Below are 17,594 nucleotides of genomic sequence, written 5' to 3'. Positions count from 1 at the left end.
AAATATTATACTAAGGAGCATTTTATAATGTCAGAATTTTCAGATTATTTAAAAGAGTTAATACATTCCAAAGAAAACATAAGTACTAATTCCCTTATCAAATACTGCAATATAGATCGTTCCACCATGTACAAAATTATCAATGGGACCCGACGACCTCCAAAGCGTGAAATCTTTATAAAAATGGCTAAATTTTTTCAATTAACCCCTTCCGAATATCAAAAATTTTCAAAAACATATCAACTTAGCCTCACCAGTCCTAATTATTATTATAGAAGAAAAAGCGTAGAAGAATTTTTAATACATTTTCCTGATATTTGCTCTGTCAAATCCAGAATTTCTGTGAATGAACCTTTAAACGATGTTTTGGAAAAAAACTTAGAAAACACTTCCTGTTTTCCATTACATACAGAATTTGAAATCAATCACATTCTAAGAATCATTTTTGCAAAAGAGTCTTCCATAAAAAATGGGTTGATTCAGTTACTTCTCCAACCAAATAACAAATTTTTATTTTCTTTATTAGCTAGTATGAATTTTCCTGATTCATTAGAAATACGACATATATTTTGTTTAAACAAAACCGATTCACTCACAACCGATAACAAATCATGTAATCTGGAATACTTAAAAACAATATTTCCTCTTTATTCACAATCTCTATACTACCAAACGTACTGTTTTTATGATAATGTGCATTCACATTTCTATAATATGAATATTTTTCCTTACTTAATTCTCACTACGGATTATGCAGTATCTTTATCATCGGACTTCCAGTCGGGTATATTTTTTAAAGACATTAATTTAGTTTCTCAGTTTCATAAATTATATAATTCAATTCAAGAGAAATGTTTTTTATTATTTCAGGTCTCTCATATGACTCCTAAAAATCTCTCATTTCTCAACAGTATTACAGTTCAAACTGCTCCTAATTATATTTTGCAACCAGAATCCTGTTTCACACCTTTTATATCTGAAAAAATCATAGAAAATGCGCTCCGATCTCAAATACCAAATCGCGAACAGATTCTTCCTATGATTAAATGTTTTTTCAAAGAAGCAATTCATACAATCAAAGATCAGGATATGCATATTTATTTTACAGAAAATGGAATTGAACATTTCATATATACTGGATGTCTTTGTGAAATACCTTATGAATTTGCTAGACCTTTTCTACCAGAAGAACGGCTTTTGATGCTTAAAGCGCTTCTTCCTTACTGTCTTTCAGGACACTACCACCTTTTAAAAAAACCGTTAGATCAACTTCCTATAAATCTTCATTTATGCGTAAATACTCAATCTGGGTATCTTTCATTTGAAAATTCAAACGGACAAACAATGTATCTTTTAATTAATGAACCTGGATTTTTATCTATTTTTATTGATTATATAGAAAATCTTAATAATGAGTATAATTCTTATATAGCTACTCCAGAAGAAACGGCAAATTTTATAAAAAAAGAAATTGAAAAATTAGAATTGTAAAAAAATAAAATCTCCTTATTCAGCAATAAGCGTGGGCAGATGCAGACCGTCCGCCACGGCCCGCCTACTCCTATGGAAAGTCCACAGGCACATGATGAGATCGGTAATCTTATCGATACCTACAACTATATGACTCGAAAAATGGAGGAACTGATGGAGAAGCAGGCTAAGGCTGCAGAAGATCTCCGGATCGCAGAATTCAATTCCCTCCAGGCACAGATCAATCCACATTTTCTTTATAATACCATGGATATGATCAACTGGATGGCACTGCAGGGACAGACCAATGAGATCAGTCACGCAGTGCAAAGTCTTTCCCGTTTTTATAAGCTGACTCTGAGCCGCAAAAAAGGAATCTCTACCATTGCAAGGGAGCTGGAGCATGTAACCATCTACGTGCAGCTTCAGAATATGCGCTACCACGACAGCATTGAGCTGATCACGGATATCCCGGATGAGCTTTCAGAATACCAGATCCCGAAGCTGACTCTTCAGCCTGTTGTGGAAAATTCCATTCTTCACGGGATCTTGGAAAAAGAATCAAAATCCGGAACTATTGTTATTACCGGATGGATGGAAAATGAGGATATTGTTCTTCTGATTTCTGATGACGGTGTTGGGATTTCGCCGGAAATCCTGTCAACTATCCTTTCCGGAAAGGGAAAAAGCCAGTCCGGCGGCACCAATATCGCAGTTTATAATACCCACCGGAGACTCCAAATTCTCTATGGAAAGAATTACGGACTTACTTATTCCAGCAAGCCTGGAGAGGGGACAGAGGTTGAGATCCGGTTCCCTGCACATCGTGAAAAGTAACTTACGTTCCAAAAAAATCTTTATTCAGAAATGAGGTATGACACTATATGAATACACAGCCAGAAGCTCTTTTATATAATTTTAACGACCCGGAACGGCTTCGCCAGATCCGCCGCTATCTGAACCGTCAGAAGGTTAAGACACGGATCGTCACTGCGCCGGAATTTCTTCATCCGCTGGGATATCTTTTTGAGATTCCGGGATTTCATCCCTCATCCCAGTTTAATCTGGGAAGCAATTTCAGTGATGAGATGATCGTGCTGAAGGATTTTTCCAGTGCACAGATGGATGATTTTCTTGCTTTTTTCCGTGAAAACCAGATCCCGCCTGTTGCACTGAAGGCCATGCTCACACCGGTAACTCAGCACTGGTCTTCCATCCAGCTGCACGATGAGCTTTCCAGGGAGCACACACTTATGCATAAAAAATAACTGCAAAACCAAAATCTGCCGAATCTGCCTGCTGCATTTCCGGCAGATCTTTTTTATCTTATTTTTCCCACTGAAAAAGGAGACCGCTCCGCGCAGTCTCCTTTTTTGAATATGTTTTAGGTTGAATACATAAGAAAGAATTTATCTTGTCACGATATCTACCGGTACGTTAAAGATTTTTGCAACCTTCAGGATCGTATCGATGTGTCTTCCTGTAGCAGCTGCCATATGATGTGTCGGGCCAGCCTCGCTCCAGCGGTTAACGAACTCTCTTGCTCCGCATGTGAAGCGTGTTCTCATGTTTGTATCACCGAAGGAAAGGATCGGTCCCTCCTCGTTTACGCCCTCAGCTACAACGAATTTGAAGTTTCCGTCTTTATCCTGAGTGATTGCAAGGTAGGTTACAGGGCCTGTGTATGGATAGAACTGTGTCAGGTATCCGCCGCCTGTTTTGCCGTGGAATACCGGCACGATTTTCATGGTTGGTTTCTTGTCGGAGATGTCAGCGTCACCGCTTCCGGAATGTCCGATGATGCAGATGTCATCGTTGAAATCGATGGAGTACATCTCAGAAAGCTGGCCTGTACCGGAAATTGTCTTTAAGATACTCATTGCCATGGCAACCTTCATGTCACCCTCTACCGCACATGCAGTACCCTGTTTGATCAGCATGGAGAAAGCCGGGATCAGCATACTGTCAAGGACTCCTGCTTTACCCTGTGCAAATCCGTCGTAATGGGAAGCGATCATTCCAAGATGCTCGTCTTTTACCCACTCCTCAAAAGCAACTACATATTTTGCCATATCCCATACTTTCTCAATGGTGCCGCCGCCCTCAATATCGAATGTATCAAGGATATCCTGTGCTTTTGCCCGGATTGCCTCCTCATCTGTAATATCATCAGCGATCGCCCACATCTTCTCCCAGTCGAACTGTTTTGTGTAGAGGAACATTCTGTTATAGAGGTTTGTCTCATCAATATACAGATCCATCATACCCGGATATGGTCTTCCGATCTGCGCAATGTTAGTCTCACGGAATCTTCTTCTTACCTGAGCAGCCTTGCACCAGTCTTCGATCTCAGCCTGAACTGTAGGATCTCCGCCTTCTACAACGCCTGTGATAACCGCATGTCTCTTGCCTGCTCTCTCAAGGTCAGCAACTGCCTCGCCTACAGCACCGCATGCATAGCCTTCACCCAGCCAGGAGGCAATGTCAGTGTGCTCATAATCCAGCGCTTTGATCTTCTGAACGTTTACAAGAACAACCGGAACATCCAGATCACGGATCGCCGGAAGCATGTTGTAGGATGTTGCGTATGTCAGCATCTGAAGAAATACAAGGTCAACATCTGCTGCACGGAACTTATCTCCTGCCACCATTGCCTGCTCTTTTGTTGTCACCATTCCGCCGTCAACGATCTCTACTGTATCCGGGATCGTTTTCTTGAATGCGTCGTACTGTGCCTCAAATTCCGGCACCAGTGACGGGAACTGCGGAAGATATGCGCCTAAAGCAATTGAAAATACACCAACTTTTGCCTTTGTGTTAACTAACATAATAAAACCTCCAGTTATTTTTATTTATGCTTTGTATACTTTGATACCGAAGGACTCATGGATGGTTGTACGAGCCTCCTCGATCGTTTTAAACTCCTCGGCCTTCAGCATCTGTGCTGTGATATTACCGATTGCAGTAGCCTCACCAGGGCCTGCATGGATTTCTTTCTTTGTAGCTTTTGCAGTCAGCTCATTTAAGTATCCTGCATTGGAACCACCGCCTACGATATGGATACGGCTGTAGGTTCTTCCTGTCATCTCCTCGATTTCTTTTGCGATCTTAGCGTAACAATCTGCAAGGCTTGTATAGATAACGGTTGCAATCTCGCCAAGAGTTTCCGGAACCTGCTGTCCTGTTCTGCGGCAGTAGTCCTGAACCTCTTTTGTCATGTTCTCAGGAGAAAGGAAGCACTCATCGTTTGCGTTTACTCTTGACGGGAAGTCTTTTGCCTCCTCAGCCATCTCGCAGATCTGTGCAAAGCTGTACGCATCATCAAACTCATGACGTACAGACTGGATCATCCAGAGACCCATGATGTTCTTCAGATAACGGAAACGTCCTGCATATCCACCCTCGTTTGTGAAGTTCATCTCACAGCTCTTCTCAGAGCAGTCTGCTTCTTTTCTCTCGATTCCCATCAGAGACCATGTTCCGGAACTGATATAAATGAAATCGTCATCATTTGCAGGCACAGCCAGAACTGCAGACCCTGTATCATGTGTAGCCGGTGCTACAACCTCAAGATCAAAGCCAACTGCTTCCTTCACTGCGTCTGTTAAATGTCCGATGCTTGTGCTAGGCATGATCAGCTTCTGGAATATCTTTCTTGGATATCCCAGCATATCGATCAGCTCATAATCCCAGTCCTTGGTTGTCGGGCATACAAGCTGTCCTGTGGTTGCCTCTGTGTACTCGCAAGTTTTTTCGCCTGTAAGAAGAAAATGGAAGTAGTCCGGTACATGAAGAAGTGTCTCAGCCTGCTCCAGATACTCAGGATGTTTCTTCTTCACTGCCATCAGCTGATATACTGTATTATAGATCGCTTTCTGGATACCGGTTCTTGCATACAGATCCTTCAGGGAAATTGTCTTATAAACTTCCTCGTCCATTCCCTCTGTACGATGATCACGGTAGCCTACCGTGTTGCCAAGAACCTTGTCATCCTTGTCAAGAAGTACGAAGTCAACACCCCAGGTATCAACACCCATGCTTACCGGGATCTTGCCGATCTCTTTACATTTCTTAAGACCATTTACGATCTCGGTGAAAAGGCGGTCAAACTCCCAGCAGAGCTCTCCATCCTTCTTAACCATGCCGTTCTCAAAACGATAGATTTCTTCCAGGATCATTTTTCCGTTTTCCATATGTCCCAGAATGTGACGTCCACTGGATGCTCCGATATCTACTGCTAAATAATATGTTGCCATTTTTAAATCCTCCTCAATATGTAAGCTTCTGATCACTTTCATATCTGATGTTGTATTTATCATACATCAGGATCCTTCCGGTGATAAGAACCTCTTTTGTCAAAAAAAGTGTCTTTATTTGCCAATAATACAGCGATTATTTATGAACTACTACATTATTTATTTAAAAAATCCGCTGACTGAATCAGCCAGCGGATCTCTTATTTCATACGTCCGTGAACGCAATCCGCGTTCATTATAACTTCACGATCTTATCAATTATATGATTAGTCATAAAGGTTAGGAGCGATATCCTCGTCTTCCATATTTGTTGCATCATACCAGTAACCGTCTGTAGGAACATCCTCAAGCTCCTGGCCGTTTGCTGCTGCTGTCAGAGCGTAGATTGCATAGTATCCCATCATAAGAGGAGACTGTGTAACAGCACCGATGAATGTGCCATCTTTAACAGCTGCTTTGATGATAGAACCAGCATCGAAACCAACACCAACTACATCACCGTTTGCCGGGTCAGAACCAAGAACGTTAAGGTTAGCATTTGCTGCAAGAACACCCTCTGCGGAAACCTGGTTAGAACCGAATACTGCGATACAGTTCTCCTGGGAAAGGATTGCCTGTGCCTCTGTGGAGCAGAGCTCTACAGTTGTCTGTGCCGGAACAGCTACCTGGATAACAACGTCAGCGTCTTTAGCGTCTGCGTCAGCACCCTCTGCTGCGTTTACATAGAACTCGTTGCCGCTTACTGCTACAGTCTTGCCATCAGCCTGAAGAAGCTCGATCATCTTGTTGATGAATCCTGTACCACGCTGCTGAATGTTCTGAGCTGTTGCATCCTGGTTAACCTCACCGATGATAACCTGTCCGTCAGCATCTTTAACAACGTCTTTAATGGAGTTGTACATATTCTCAGCTGCTACTGCACCAGCCTGTGCGTTGTCTGTACAAACCTCGCATACTACAGATCCTTCCGGAGCATCAGCGATACCTGTATCGAAAGTTACAACCGGGATACCTTTTTCTGCACATGTCTTAAGAGCATCCTGAACAGAAGATGTATCGCAAGCTGCAAGTCCTAATCCAACAGGATTGGAGCCGATAGCTGTGTTGATCATGTTAACCTGGTCAGCGATATCGGACTCACTGTTCGGTCCCTGTGCTTTATAAGTAACGCCCAGCTCCTCAGATGCTTTCTTCATACCTTCCTGAGCTGCATCCCAGTATGTAGACTGGAAAGATTTAACCATCATCGGGAACTCATAAGCTTCGTTTGCTTTCAGTCCGTCGAACTGTGCGGTAGGATCCTCAGCTGCTGTGGAATCTGCGGATTCCTCTGTTGCTGCATCTTCTTTCTCCTCAGCTGCAAAAGCTGCTGTTGCGCTCATGCTTGTTACCATTGCTGCACAGAGCATTAATGCCATAACCTTTTTTGCTTTCATATAATATTTCCTCCTTAAAATATATTATATAGTTTTTTATGTTCATACGCCGTTGCTACCCCTTGGCGTTTCACATCTTTGATTATCGGGTGCTGTTCACATTTCTCTGTAAACAGCACCCTTACTTATTATACACACTTCTTAATATCAATGTGCTGCTTTTTTCTCTTTCAAGATATCGATCAGAACGGCTACGATCAGAACGATACCAGTGATGATCTGCTGCCAGTTTGCCTGCAGGCCGATATATGGAAGACCTGTTTTCAGAAGCATGATGACGAAGATACCAACGAATGTACCGATCACGGAACCATATCCACCGGTAGCTGCTACACCACCAACGAATACACCACCGATAGCATCCATCTCAAGTCCGGCACCAGTACCAGGCTGTACAGTAGGTGTTACTGCTGCGTATGCGATTGCTGCAAGACCTGTAAACAGACCGCAGACAACGTATACCATTACGTGATAGAACTTTGTATTGATTCCAGAAAGGGCTGCTGCCTCTTTGTTGGAACCGATTGCAATTGTGTAACGACCGAATTTGGTGTGGTTCAGGATGTACTCCATAAGAAGAACCAGAATGATCATCCACAGGAAACCGAGCGGATAACGTGAAGCACTTCTTCCTGTACCAACGGTTACTTTAAAGATTGTGTGGAACCATCCACCCGGCTGTGTAAGTCCCGGCCAAGGTGTCGCACTGCAGAGAGATCCGGCACCACGGGTAATCATACAGGTACAAAGTGTTGCCAAAAATGGCGGCAGGTTCATAACACCGATCAGTACACCGTTCAGTGCACCGACTGCGATACCAAGAACAATACAGATCAGCATTGCCAGAGCTACCGGGCAATTGTTGTTTCTGATCAGTGTTCCTGCGATCAGTGCGTATGCTACCATACCAGTTCCGATTGACAGGTCAACACCACCAGTGATAAGCGGGAATGTAACTCCGATCGCCATAAGAAGATCGTAATATGAGAAATCCAGCATACTCAGGATCGTGGTGTACTGTCTGAATTCTTTACTCAAGCCTGAGAATATTGCACACAGGACAATGATAACGAGCAAAACAATAAATCTCTGATCACTTAAAATACTTTTTTTCTTCTTAGTCATGACTTTCCTCCTTAATTGATATTCCGTGTGGCCTTGTCCATGATGTTTTCCTGGGTTGCCTCGGAGATATCAATACATCCGGTAACTTTACCCTCACACATGATGATGATACGGTCACTCATTCGGAGAACTTCTGTCATCTCAGAAGAAATCATGATAATGGATTTGCCTTCTGCTGCCAGTTTGTTCATTAATTTGTAGATTTCGTTCTTAGCACCAACATCGATACCTCTGGTAGGCTCATCGAAAATAAGGATGTCACTGTCTCGTGTCAGCCATTTTGCGATAACTACCTTCTGCTGGTTACCACCGGAAAGGTTAACTACCAGCTGGTCTGTAGTAGGTGTCTTAGTTGCAAGTTCGTTTACATATTTCTCAGCAACTTTTTTCTCTTTTGCTTTGTTGATAAAGATACCATTGGTAAACTCTTCCATTGTTGCCAGTGTTGTATTCTCTGTTACAGATTTCTGTACAACACAGCCGTATCTTCTTCTGTCCTCTGACAGATAACCAATACCGTATTTAACAGCATCCTGCGGGCTGTTGATGGTAACTTCGTGAAGCTGTCCATCTTTACCCATAACAGAGATCTTACCACTCTGTTTCGGGTCTGCTCCGAACAGTGCTCTGGCTGTCTCGGTACGTCCTGCACCCATCAGTCCTGAGAAGCCAAGGATCTCGCCTTTTCTCAGCTCAAAGCTTACATCCTGGACCATCTTACCTGCGTTCAGATGCTCAACCTTAAGAACTACTGGTGCATCTGCCGGAACCGCACTCTCCTGCTTCGGATCCTCATAAATAACACGACCAACCATCATGTTGATGATATCTTCTTTTGTACTGTCTTTTGTGATGAGGGTTCCTACGTAACCACCATCTCGCATGACTGTTACACGGTCTGTGATGGTTTTGATCTCATCCATACGGTGAGAGATATATACGATACCAAGATTCTTCTTACGAAGGTCACGGATGATCTCGAACAGGTCCGCGATCTCTTTCTCTGTCAGTGCTGCGGAAGGCTCATCAAAAATGATAACCTCAGCTTTATGGGAAATTGCTTTTGCGATCTCACACATCTGCTGTTTTCCGACTGTCAGGTTTTTCATCTTTTCCTTCGGATTGATCTCAATGTTCAGATCCTGGAAAAGCTTCTTTGAATCCTCGATCATCTTTTTGTCATCAATGCGGAAACCTTTTTTCGGTTCACGTCCGATGAAGATGTTCTGAGCAACGGTAAGATCACCTACCATGTTCAGCTCCTGATGTACGATTACAACGCCGGCATCCTGTGCCTCACGTGTATTGTGGAATTCTGTTTCCTGTCCTTTGTAAACGATGGAACCTGAATCCTTCTGATAAATACCGGTAAGAACCTTCATCAGTGTTGATTTACCGGCACCGTTTTCTCCCATAAGTGCATGTACTTCGCCGCGTTTTACTTCGAAATTAACGTGATCCAGAGCATGAACTCCAGGAAAGGACTTATCAATGTCCTTCATAGTTAAAATAACTTCACCCATTGTCGCATCCTCCCTCTAAGATCAGTTCTTTCTGCGTCTTGCAGAAACGTCGATATAAACTGCAACGATAACGATGATACCTGTGATGATCATCTGCTGTCCTTTACCAAGGCCAAATGCCATGATGCCCTGCTGAAGAAGAGAGATGATAAATACGCCGATTACAGTACCGCCGATGGAAGCAAGTCCACCAACCATGGATGTACCACCCATAACGCAGCCTGCAATAGCCTCATTGTTGTACTGATCGCCATAACCAGGCTGAACAGTTGTGTATGTAGCTACAAAGAAGAGTGCTCCAATACCTACCAGGAATCCGCAGATCACATAAGCAAGCATTTCCCATTTCTTTGTGTTAACACCGGAAAGGCGGACAGCCTCTTTGTTGGAACCAAGGCAGAGGATGTAACGTCCCGGTTTTGTGTTGTAAAGAACGATACCGCAGATAACTGCCATTCCCAGGAAGATAATGATTCCTACAGGGAAGCCGTTTACGGAAACGATATTACGGAACCAGCCGTTTGCATCGCTGGCTGCCGGCCAGCTTACAGACTGTGTTTTTGTGAATACAGAAGCAATACCTTTTGCAATGTTCATGGATGCCATGGAAATAATGAATGGTGGCACTGACATGTAAGAAACCATCCAGCCATTGAAAATACCAAAGCAGAGACCGATCAGAATGCAAAGGATCATGGCAACTGCACAGGGAACCTTGTAAGATGTCATGCAGTAACCGGATACCAGTGCACAGCAGAACATTACAGGTCCGATGGAGAAATCAATTCCTCCTGTAGCGATTACGAATGTAACGCCAAGTGACAAGAAGCCCAGGAAGTACACATAGTTCAAAGTAGACTTGATACTATCAACAGCCGGAAACTTGTTTCCAAGAACTACTTTAAAAACCAGGAACATAAGAATCAGAACACAGACAAGAAGTATTCTGTTCAATCCGAGCTTCTTAACGATTGGATTTTGTTTTAAGTTTTCCAATTTTTACCCTCCTCACGTTTTGCACGTATCTTGTGTTTTCTTGGTTATTATAATACCGTCAAAAATCAATAATTGTAATAGAATATCTTTCAAAAAAAGGTTAAATATTTACTGTATGGTAAATATTTAACCTTTTTCTTTGTGCATTTATGACTATTTACGATGTAAGATCACCATATGTTTTTAACGTATTAAACGGGAAAAGCAGTTTTTCGATCTCACTGGTATACATATTGTCAGGTGTCACCAGCTGGCACCCGGAATTAATATTCTTCTTATAGTCTCCTCCACGCAGCATCTTAACAGTTTCCCGAACACCCACATATCCCATTTTAAATGCCTTCTGTACAACGATTCCTTGGAAGATTCCGTGTTCCATCAGCTGGACGGCCTCCTGTGAGCTGTCTACTCCCACCACCCTGATCCGGTTCTCTGCTTTTGCTGCCTTTACTGCTCTTGCAGCACCTACAGAGGAATATTCATTCATTCCCGCGATCATCTTGAGATCCGGATATTTTTTCATCAGCTCTTTTGTAAGCTCATAGGACTTGTCATACTGAGAATCACAGTATACCACATCTACGATATTATCCTTCAGACTGCCAAGTCCTGTCCGGAAACCTTTTTCTCTTTCAACTGCCGTAGATACACCCTTTACATGTGAAACGATCGCAATCTGATCATCCGTTCCCACAAGATCCTTCGCAAACCTGCCAAGGATCTGTCCCGCTTCCAGATTATCGGTCGCAACGGTAAGATCCTGGACCTCTTCCTGTGTGTAGGAATCAATAAATGCGATATGTATTCCCTGTTCCTTTGCCTTCTTCAAAAGCTGGTCGGATTCAGTGAAGCTGGACGGCGAGATCAGGATCGCGTCCGGTTTTTCTTCTGTTGCCCTTTCGATCAGCTTGTTCTGCCCATCCACATCATTCTCTTCCTCAGGTGCCCATACGCGGATATCTGCATTATATTCCTTTGCAGCCATCTCCGCCCCCTGGATCAATGATGTCCAGAAATCGTTGGTACCGTCCACAACCTTCGGAATATAAATCAGCGATAGTTTTCTCTCTTCTTCTACCTGTTTATAATAGACTATTCCGGCTACAAGCCCCGCCACAAGGCAGATGACCACTCCTAAAGTCAGGAGTTTTCTATGTTTTTTCATATTGATTCCTCCTGTATTCCCGGAATGGTGATCGTGGCAGTGGTTCCGACACCTTTTTCACTTTCATAGGTGATCCCGTAATTTTCTCCATAATAAAGCTTCAGACGTTTCTGTACATTGTAAACACCCACACCATTGGAATGATAATTCACCTTATGCTTATCATAAATATGTGACAATGTTTCCTCATCCATACCTACACCGTTGTCGATCACCTGAAGAACTGCATTTCCGTCCTTCATAAAGCCTTTTACCTGCAAAAGTCCCTTACTCTCTTTATATTTCAGTCCATGATAGATGGCATTTTCAATGATCGGCTGGAGAACCAGCTTGATCAGAGGGATATTTAATATAGAAGGTTCTACATCGATCTCGAATTCCAGCTTGTCCTTGTAACGCATCTTCTGGATCGTAAGATAACCCTTGGCATACTCCACTTCCCTTGCAAGAGGAACCACTTCATCTTCATTACTGATGCTCTGACGAAGAAGACGCGCCAGGGATGCTGTCATCAGAACAACCTCTTCGTACTTTCTGCCCTCTGCCATCCAGATGATCGAATCCAGGGTATTGTAGAGAAAATGAGGATTGATCTGGGACTGAAGGGCCTTAAGCTCACTTTTTCTCTTTGCTTCCTGTTCCTTCACGTTCTGCTCCATAAGATCCTGTATCCTATGTGTCATCACATTGAAAGATTTCGTCAGGCTTCCGATCTCATTCTCTGAATCGATCTCCACATCTGCTCCGTCAAAATGCCCTTCCTGTACTCTGGACATGGAATCTCTGAGACGCTGAAGAGGATATGTAAGACTCTTTGCCAGAAATCTGGAAAAAAGCAGTGCCACGATCATCAGAAGTGCGGAAATAAGCACATAAATACTCTGTGCCTGATTGCTTTTGCGCAGAAGCTCGCTGACGCTCATACAGCCCACAACGGTCCATCCGGTTTTATTTGATCTGGAAATGGAATACAGCTTTCCTCTGTTTCCCTTTTCGGTACGCACCGTATCTTCTTTTGATTTCACGATCAGGTCGATGTTCTCAGTCTGCAATTCATTGTAAAGCTGCTGCTGTTGGGGATGGTATACAATATTTCCGCTTTCATCCAGAATGAATGCGTATCCCTTTTTCCCGATCGTATTCTGATCACAAAGTTCACTGATGGCACTGTAATTCAGATCAATAAAAAAGACTCCCTCTTTCTCACCACTGTTGGAAAAATTACGGATTCCCCTGCTTAAAGTGATCACCCACGGACGCTCTCCGCTGATGATGTGCTGTACATGAGAAGATGTAAGAAGCGGGCCTTCCGGCTTCTGTAAAGCTTCCAGATACCACTCCTGGGTGGAAAGCTTCAGATCCGGATTCACAGACTGTTTGCCGTCGTTGATCAGCTTCCGTCCATTACTTCCAATGATCCCAAGATTTCGGATATCACTTCGTCCATCCAGAATAGTCTTGAACTGATTGATCAGACGCTCTCTTGTTCCATTGTCCACATTTTCGCCAAAAAGATATTGCTGTACATCCTCGTTACTGGAGATCATATAGGCTATATTTTCCATGTAATCAATATAGGAATCAATATTCTGATTCATCTGCTGCACGATATTCTGGGTGTAGACAGCAGAATTTTCAAAAATAGAATTGCGGGTATATCTCATGGAAACACCTGTTATGACCAGCACCGCACTTAAAAGCAGCACCGTCACTACCGCAAAGATCGCACTCTGGATACTCTTAAATTTTCCTATGATCTTTGCCGCAAACCGGATATCTCTCATTTACGTTTCTCCCTTGCATATTCTGTTGGTGTGCAGCCGGTCATTTTTTTGAAGGAGATCCCAAAATAATGGGGATCTGCAAATCCGACTTTCTCGGCAATTTCATAATTCTTCATAGTTGTATTCTCCAGAAGTTCCTTCGCCTTCTCCATACGGGTACGGATCAGAACCTCTGTAAAAGTCTCTCCCGTAAGATCCTTAAAGATCGTACTGAAATAGCTTGTACTGATATTCAGATAGGAACAGATACTGTTCAGGCTTAAATCCGGATCCATATAATTCTTCTGGATATAATCCAGGGCAAGTCTGGCCTGACGCTGTCCGCTGGAGCTGTTTGCATCGGAAAGTGTCTGGAAAATCTCTCCGATATGATTCCTGACCAGTTCAACAGCACTGTCAAAAGAATTCTGCTCCGTAACCTGCTGCAGAAGTGCTTCTCTTTTGGAAAAAAGCCTGTTGTCCGGAACCATATCCTCACAGGTCTCATCTGCTGCACGGATGATCTGCTGAAGATACACGCAGGCACGACTCTTATCCACCCGCGCTTCCTTGATCTCAGAAGAGATCTGTTCCAGAATATGCTCTGCGTTTTCCTTTTTACCCGCTTTCAGAGCAGCTGGCAGCTTCTCTACATAAGCTTTAATGGAAAGATTTTTTTCCTCCAGCTGTTCTTCCATATCAATAAGAAGGCTTCCTCCAAGAAGATAACGATATTCAATAGCTTTCTCTGCAAGTTCATGGGATGCACGAAGCTCCTGCTGAGTTCTGGCCCAGCTTCCCACACCGATAGAAATATCCAGCGACATCAGTTCCTTCAGCTTATCCTGGATCGTCCTGCAGATCTCCATGATCTTGTGTTCAAACTCTCTGGTACGGTTTCCCATGAAAAGAGCACCGACCTTGTTATTTCCGGCCTGATATGCCACTCCTGCTTTTTCTTTGCTGATGATCTCATCACTGATATTAAAAAGGACAAAAGACATCAGTGCACTCTCCTGGCGTTTCTCCGCAGTAAGCTGACTGCCGTCCGAATACAGATCCAGATCAAAAACAGCCACACGATAACATGCTGCCTCAAGATCGATTCCCAGTGCTGCAAGCTCTTCCAGACTTTCCTGCCGTGTCTTGATATTATCCACAAAGCCTTGCAGCGCTCTGGAACGGATCACAATGGCGTTTTTCTGATAATTCTCGGAAGTCTGTGTCAGACGTTCCAGCTTCTCTTTTTCTTTTCTTTGCTGGTCCACCTTCTCCTTCATTTTTCCGATAACATTTCTGAGTTCCATGGCGGTCACCGGCTTCAGCATATATTCACTGACACCATACTGGATCGCCTTCTTGGCATACTCGAATTCTCCGAATCCGCTGAAGATCACGATCACGATGTCCGGATAATTATCATGGAGAAAACGGCTCAGTTCCATACCATCCATATATGGCATAAGGATATCTGTAAGCACGATATCCACCGGATGGTTCTGTACAAATTCCGCTGCTGCTTTCCCGTTATCACAGTCTCCTACCAGCTCACAGTCCATTGCTTTCCAGTCAATATTCTCCCGGATCGCATCTCGAACAAGTATCTCATCATCTACCAGTAAAATACGATACATAATTTCTGTTGTCCCCCTCTGATCAGTTTCTGTTGTTTTTATTGCACATCCCCCTGACAGATCCTTCCCCCCGTCTCTGTCATTTTCATTGGTAAGATTACTGTCCTTTCTGTGAACAATAACTGTTAATTCTTTTTATATGTTAACATGTTTGGTTAAAATTTACAACGGAGTTTCTTAGTCCAAATTAAATACAAAGAAATCCCGCATCCAACATATGGAACACGGGATTTTCCTGCATATTTTTATTATTTTACGATAACGCCATCCTCATCCCAGAGGTCATGCCAGTCATTTGCACCATGCCACAGGAATACCTGGCCTTTTACAAGACGGTTGCCTTTTTCCAAAGTTGCGATGGTTGCCATTTCCTCATCTGTAAGTGGATCCTCTGTGACACATTTCAGGTTGCTTGCATAGTTGTGGACAGAGAACGGAATGGAGATCTCGCCTCTCTGATGTGCCCATTTCAGAGCGATCAGAGCCGGGTGAACCCCATGTGCTTTTGCGATTGCCTGCATTTCCGGTACTTCCAGATCTGCAACATCCTCCGGGCAGATATCTCTCTCCGGTCTGCGTGGAGAACCGATTGGCATATAGCCTACCGGCTGGATGTTATGCTCTACCAGATAATCATAAAGCTCCTGCTGCTGGAAGCATACATGAAGCTCAAGCTCACAGGTTGCAGGTTTGATCTTCATAAGCGGAAGAACTGCCTCAAGCTTCGGAATGGTCATATTGGAAATACCGATGTAACGAATCTTTCCTTTTTCTACCAACGCCTCACACTGGCGGTATGTATCCATAAACTCCTCCACACTGAAGGGTTTGGAATCCGGATTTCTGGAATCCACATCACATCCCGGTGCATGATAGTTCGGGAATGGCCAGTGGATGAAATACATATCCACATAATCGCACTGAAGATCCTTAATGCTCTTGTCACAGGCTTCCTCTACTCTTCTGTGCATGTCGTTCCATACCTTTGTCATGATAAAAAGATCCTTACGCTCTACAACACCTTCGTCAAAAGCGTCCTTAAATACCTGGCCGATCTCATGCTCATTTCCGTAGCATGCGGCACAGTCAAACATACGGTAGCCACTGCGGATCGCGCCTGCAACAGCTGCAGATACATCCTCTGCGGATACACGGTCGGAACCGAATGTTCCCATTCCGACACACGGAACCTGCTCGCCGGAAGGAAGTGTCACTTTCGGCACAATTGCCGGATTGATAACTTCTGCCATCTTTACATCTCCTTTTTTATAAAATTTTTTTATTATAAGCTTATCTTATAAACGCCTGATCTCGATCTTCGGAAGAAGAGCCTCCATATCCTCCATCACAAAGAAGCCCGTTTCCTCGCGCATGGCTGCCGCCGCTGAGATCGCACTGGCTCTTTGCAGAGTCTCTTCCAGGGAAAGTCCCTCACTTAATCCAAGGGCAAAGCCTGCGATCATGGAATCTCCGCAGCCTACGGTATTTACCGCATCGATCTTCGGAACCACCGCACGGAAAATCCCTTCCTCTCCGACTGCCAGGGAACCATCTGCTCCAAGCGAGACCGCCACGATCTCCACACCACCGGCATGGATGGCTTTCGCTGCTTCAATGACATCGTTGATATCGTCACAATGCTTGCCTGTCAGCATACGGATCTCATCAATGTTAGGCTTGATCAGTGTCGGTGCTGCCTTGATCCCCTCTTCCAGAAGCTTGCCGCTGGTATCCAGGATCACCGGTTTTCCGGCGTCTTTCACAATCTTCACAAGGCGCTGGTAGGCACTTCCGTCAAGTCCCTTCGGCACGCTGCCGGACATCGCCACAACAGAAGCGTCTTTTACAAGCTGGCGGAATTTTTTCTCAAAGCCCTCAAAATCTACCTCTGTCAGTGTAAATCCCGGCTCCAGGAATTCGGTCTGTACATGATTCACCTCATCCCAGATGTTGATACAGGAGCGGCTCTCCGCCTCTACATGGTAAAAAGCACTCTTAATGCCAAAGGGTTTCAGGGCAGCTTCTATATAATTGCCTGCGTGGCCGCCTACAAAGCCGGTGGCAACCACTTCAGCACCGTAAATGGACGCCGGCTTGGAAACATTCAGTCCCTTTCCGCCGGGAACGTAGGTACATTCACGCACACGGTTCACTTCGCCCACTTTAAAATCATCCACTACATAACGCTTGTCAATGGCAGCGTTTAAGGTTACTGTCAGGATCATA

General features: G+C 43.9%; 14 protein-coding genes. 3 read left to right on the top strand and 11 right to left on the bottom strand.

The window, feature by feature from the left end:
• The first annotated feature begins 27 nt into the window (after positions 1-27).
• From NQ489_RS04705 to NQ489_RS04695, 3 genes are all read left to right on the top strand, one after another.
• Positions 28-1,491, top strand: a complete 1,464-nt coding sequence (locus NQ489_RS04705) for a helix-turn-helix domain-containing protein (RefSeq protein WP_044961884.1) — start codon at positions 28-30, stop codon at positions 1,489-1,491.
• 72 nt (positions 1,492-1,563) lie between these two features.
• Positions 1,564-2,307, top strand: a complete 744-nt coding sequence (locus NQ489_RS04700) for a sensor histidine kinase (RefSeq protein WP_021652149.1) — start codon at positions 1,564-1,566, stop codon at positions 2,305-2,307.
• A 47-nt stretch (positions 2,308-2,354) separates the two neighbouring features.
• The gene (locus tag NQ489_RS04695) at positions 2,355-2,738 is read left to right on the top strand and encodes a DUF3783 domain-containing protein (protein WP_021652148.1); all 384 of its coding nucleotides are present in this window, start codon (positions 2,355-2,357) and stop codon (positions 2,736-2,738) included.
• 141 nt (positions 2,739-2,879) lie between these two features.
• Here the strand turns inward: NQ489_RS04695 and NQ489_RS04690 are convergent, their stop codons facing one another.
• The 11 genes from NQ489_RS04690 to pfkB form a co-directional block, all read right to left on the bottom strand.
• A complete protein-coding gene (locus NQ489_RS04690; protein ID WP_021652147.1) occupies positions 2,880-4,298 on the bottom strand; it encodes a hypothetical protein in 1,419 nt (472 codons plus the stop codon).
• A 24-nt stretch (positions 4,299-4,322) separates the two neighbouring features.
• Positions 4,323-5,726 (bottom strand): rhamnulokinase, encoded by a 1,404-nt coding sequence (gene rhaB / locus NQ489_RS04685; protein ID WP_044961882.1) that lies wholly within the window; start codon positions 5,724-5,726, stop codon positions 4,323-4,325.
• Positions 5,727-5,992: 266 nt separating this feature from the next.
• Entirely contained in the window at positions 5,993-7,162 is a 1,170-nt protein-coding gene (locus NQ489_RS04680) for a substrate-binding domain-containing protein (RefSeq protein WP_021652145.1), read from the bottom strand.
• Between the two features lie 147 nt (positions 7,163-7,309).
• Positions 7,310-8,287, bottom strand: coding sequence for an ABC transporter permease (locus NQ489_RS04675; RefSeq protein WP_021652144.1), 978 nt, complete (start codon positions 8,285-8,287; stop codon positions 7,310-7,312).
• Positions 8,288-8,298: 11 nt separating this feature from the next.
• The gene (locus tag NQ489_RS04670) at positions 8,299-9,810 is read right to left on the bottom strand and encodes a sugar ABC transporter ATP-binding protein (RefSeq protein ID WP_021652143.1); all 1,512 of its coding nucleotides are present in this window, start codon (positions 9,808-9,810) and stop codon (positions 8,299-8,301) included.
• A 21-nt stretch (positions 9,811-9,831) separates the two neighbouring features.
• Positions 9,832-10,806, bottom strand: coding sequence for an ABC transporter permease (locus NQ489_RS04665; RefSeq protein WP_021652142.1), 975 nt, complete (start codon positions 10,804-10,806; stop codon positions 9,832-9,834).
• Between the two features lie 157 nt (positions 10,807-10,963).
• On the bottom strand, positions 10,964-11,971 hold the full coding sequence (locus NQ489_RS04660) for a substrate-binding domain-containing protein (protein WP_021652141.1): 1,008 nt from the start codon (positions 11,969-11,971) through the stop codon (positions 10,964-10,966).
• Complete coding sequence (locus NQ489_RS04655) at positions 11,968-13,755, bottom strand: cache domain-containing sensor histidine kinase (protein WP_015527303.1); 1,788 nt, start codon at positions 13,753-13,755, stop codon at positions 11,968-11,970. The genes NQ489_RS04660 and NQ489_RS04655 overlap by 4 nt, the downstream gene beginning before the upstream one ends.
• Complete coding sequence (locus tag NQ489_RS04650) at positions 13,752-15,368, bottom strand: response regulator (protein ID WP_021652140.1); 1,617 nt, start codon at positions 15,366-15,368, stop codon at positions 13,752-13,754. The genes NQ489_RS04655 and NQ489_RS04650 overlap by 4 nt, the downstream gene beginning before the upstream one ends.
• Positions 15,369-15,616: 248 nt before the next feature.
• Entirely contained in the window at positions 15,617-16,618 is a 1,002-nt protein-coding gene (locus NQ489_RS04645; protein ID WP_021652139.1) for an aldo/keto reductase, read from the bottom strand.
• Between the two features lie 45 nt (positions 16,619-16,663).
• Complete coding sequence (gene pfkB, locus NQ489_RS04640; RefSeq protein ID WP_044961880.1) at positions 16,664-17,593, bottom strand: 1-phosphofructokinase; 930 nt, start codon at positions 17,591-17,593, stop codon at positions 16,664-16,666.
• Position 17,594: the final 1 nt, after the last annotated feature.

This window comes from Blautia sp. KLE_1732_HM_1032, assembly GCF_025147905.1.
GTDB classification, from domain to species: domain Bacteria; phylum Bacillota; class Clostridia; order Lachnospirales; family Lachnospiraceae; genus Blautia_A; species Blautia_A fusiformis.
The sequence above is the reverse complement of the archived record's forward strand: the minus strand, read 5'-3'. Positions and strand labels throughout refer to the sequence as shown.

What these genes read in the sequence shown, in the direction of transcription:
- NQ489_RS04705 (WP_044961884.1), top strand. Translation starts at nt 28, where the DNA reads ATGTCAGAATTTTCAGATTATTTAAAAGAGTTAATACATTCCAAAGAA.
- NQ489_RS04700 (WP_021652149.1), top strand. Translation starts at nt 1,564, where the DNA reads ATGGAAAGTCCACAGGCACATGATGAGATCGGTAATCTTATCGATACC.
- NQ489_RS04695 (WP_021652148.1), top strand. Translation starts at nt 2,355, where the DNA reads ATGAATACACAGCCAGAAGCTCTTTTATATAATTTTAACGACCCGGAA.
- NQ489_RS04690 (WP_021652147.1), bottom strand. Translation starts at nt 4,298, where the DNA reads ATGTTAGTTAACACAAAGGCAAAAGTTGGTGTATTTTCAATTGCTTTA.
- rhaB (WP_044961882.1), bottom strand. Translation starts at nt 5,726, where the DNA reads ATGGCAACATATTATTTAGCAGTAGATATCGGAGCATCCAGTGGACGT.
- NQ489_RS04680 (WP_021652145.1), bottom strand. Translation starts at nt 7,162, where the DNA reads ATGAAAGCAAAAAAGGTTATGGCATTAATGCTCTGTGCAGCAATGGTA.
- NQ489_RS04675 (WP_021652144.1), bottom strand. Translation starts at nt 8,287, where the DNA reads ATGACTAAGAAGAAAAAAAGTATTTTAAGTGATCAGAGATTTATTGTT.
- NQ489_RS04670 (WP_021652143.1), bottom strand. Translation starts at nt 9,810, where the DNA reads ATGGGTGAAGTTATTTTAACTATGAAGGACATTGATAAGTCCTTTCCT.
- NQ489_RS04660 (WP_021652141.1), bottom strand. Translation starts at nt 11,971, where the DNA reads ATGAAAAAACATAGAAAACTCCTGACTTTAGGAGTGGTCATCTGCCTT.
- NQ489_RS04655 (WP_015527303.1), bottom strand. Translation starts at nt 13,755, where the DNA reads ATGAGAGATATCCGGTTTGCGGCAAAGATCATAGGAAAATTTAAGAGT.
- NQ489_RS04650 (WP_021652140.1), bottom strand. Translation starts at nt 15,368, where the DNA reads ATGTATCGTATTTTACTGGTAGATGATGAGATACTTGTTCGAGATGCG.
- NQ489_RS04645 (WP_021652139.1), bottom strand. Translation starts at nt 16,618, where the DNA reads ATGGCAGAAGTTATCAATCCGGCAATTGTGCCGAAAGTGACACTTCCT.
- pfkB (WP_044961880.1), bottom strand. Translation starts at nt 17,593, where the DNA reads ATGATCCTGACAGTAACCTTAAACGCTGCCATTGACAAGCGTTATGTA.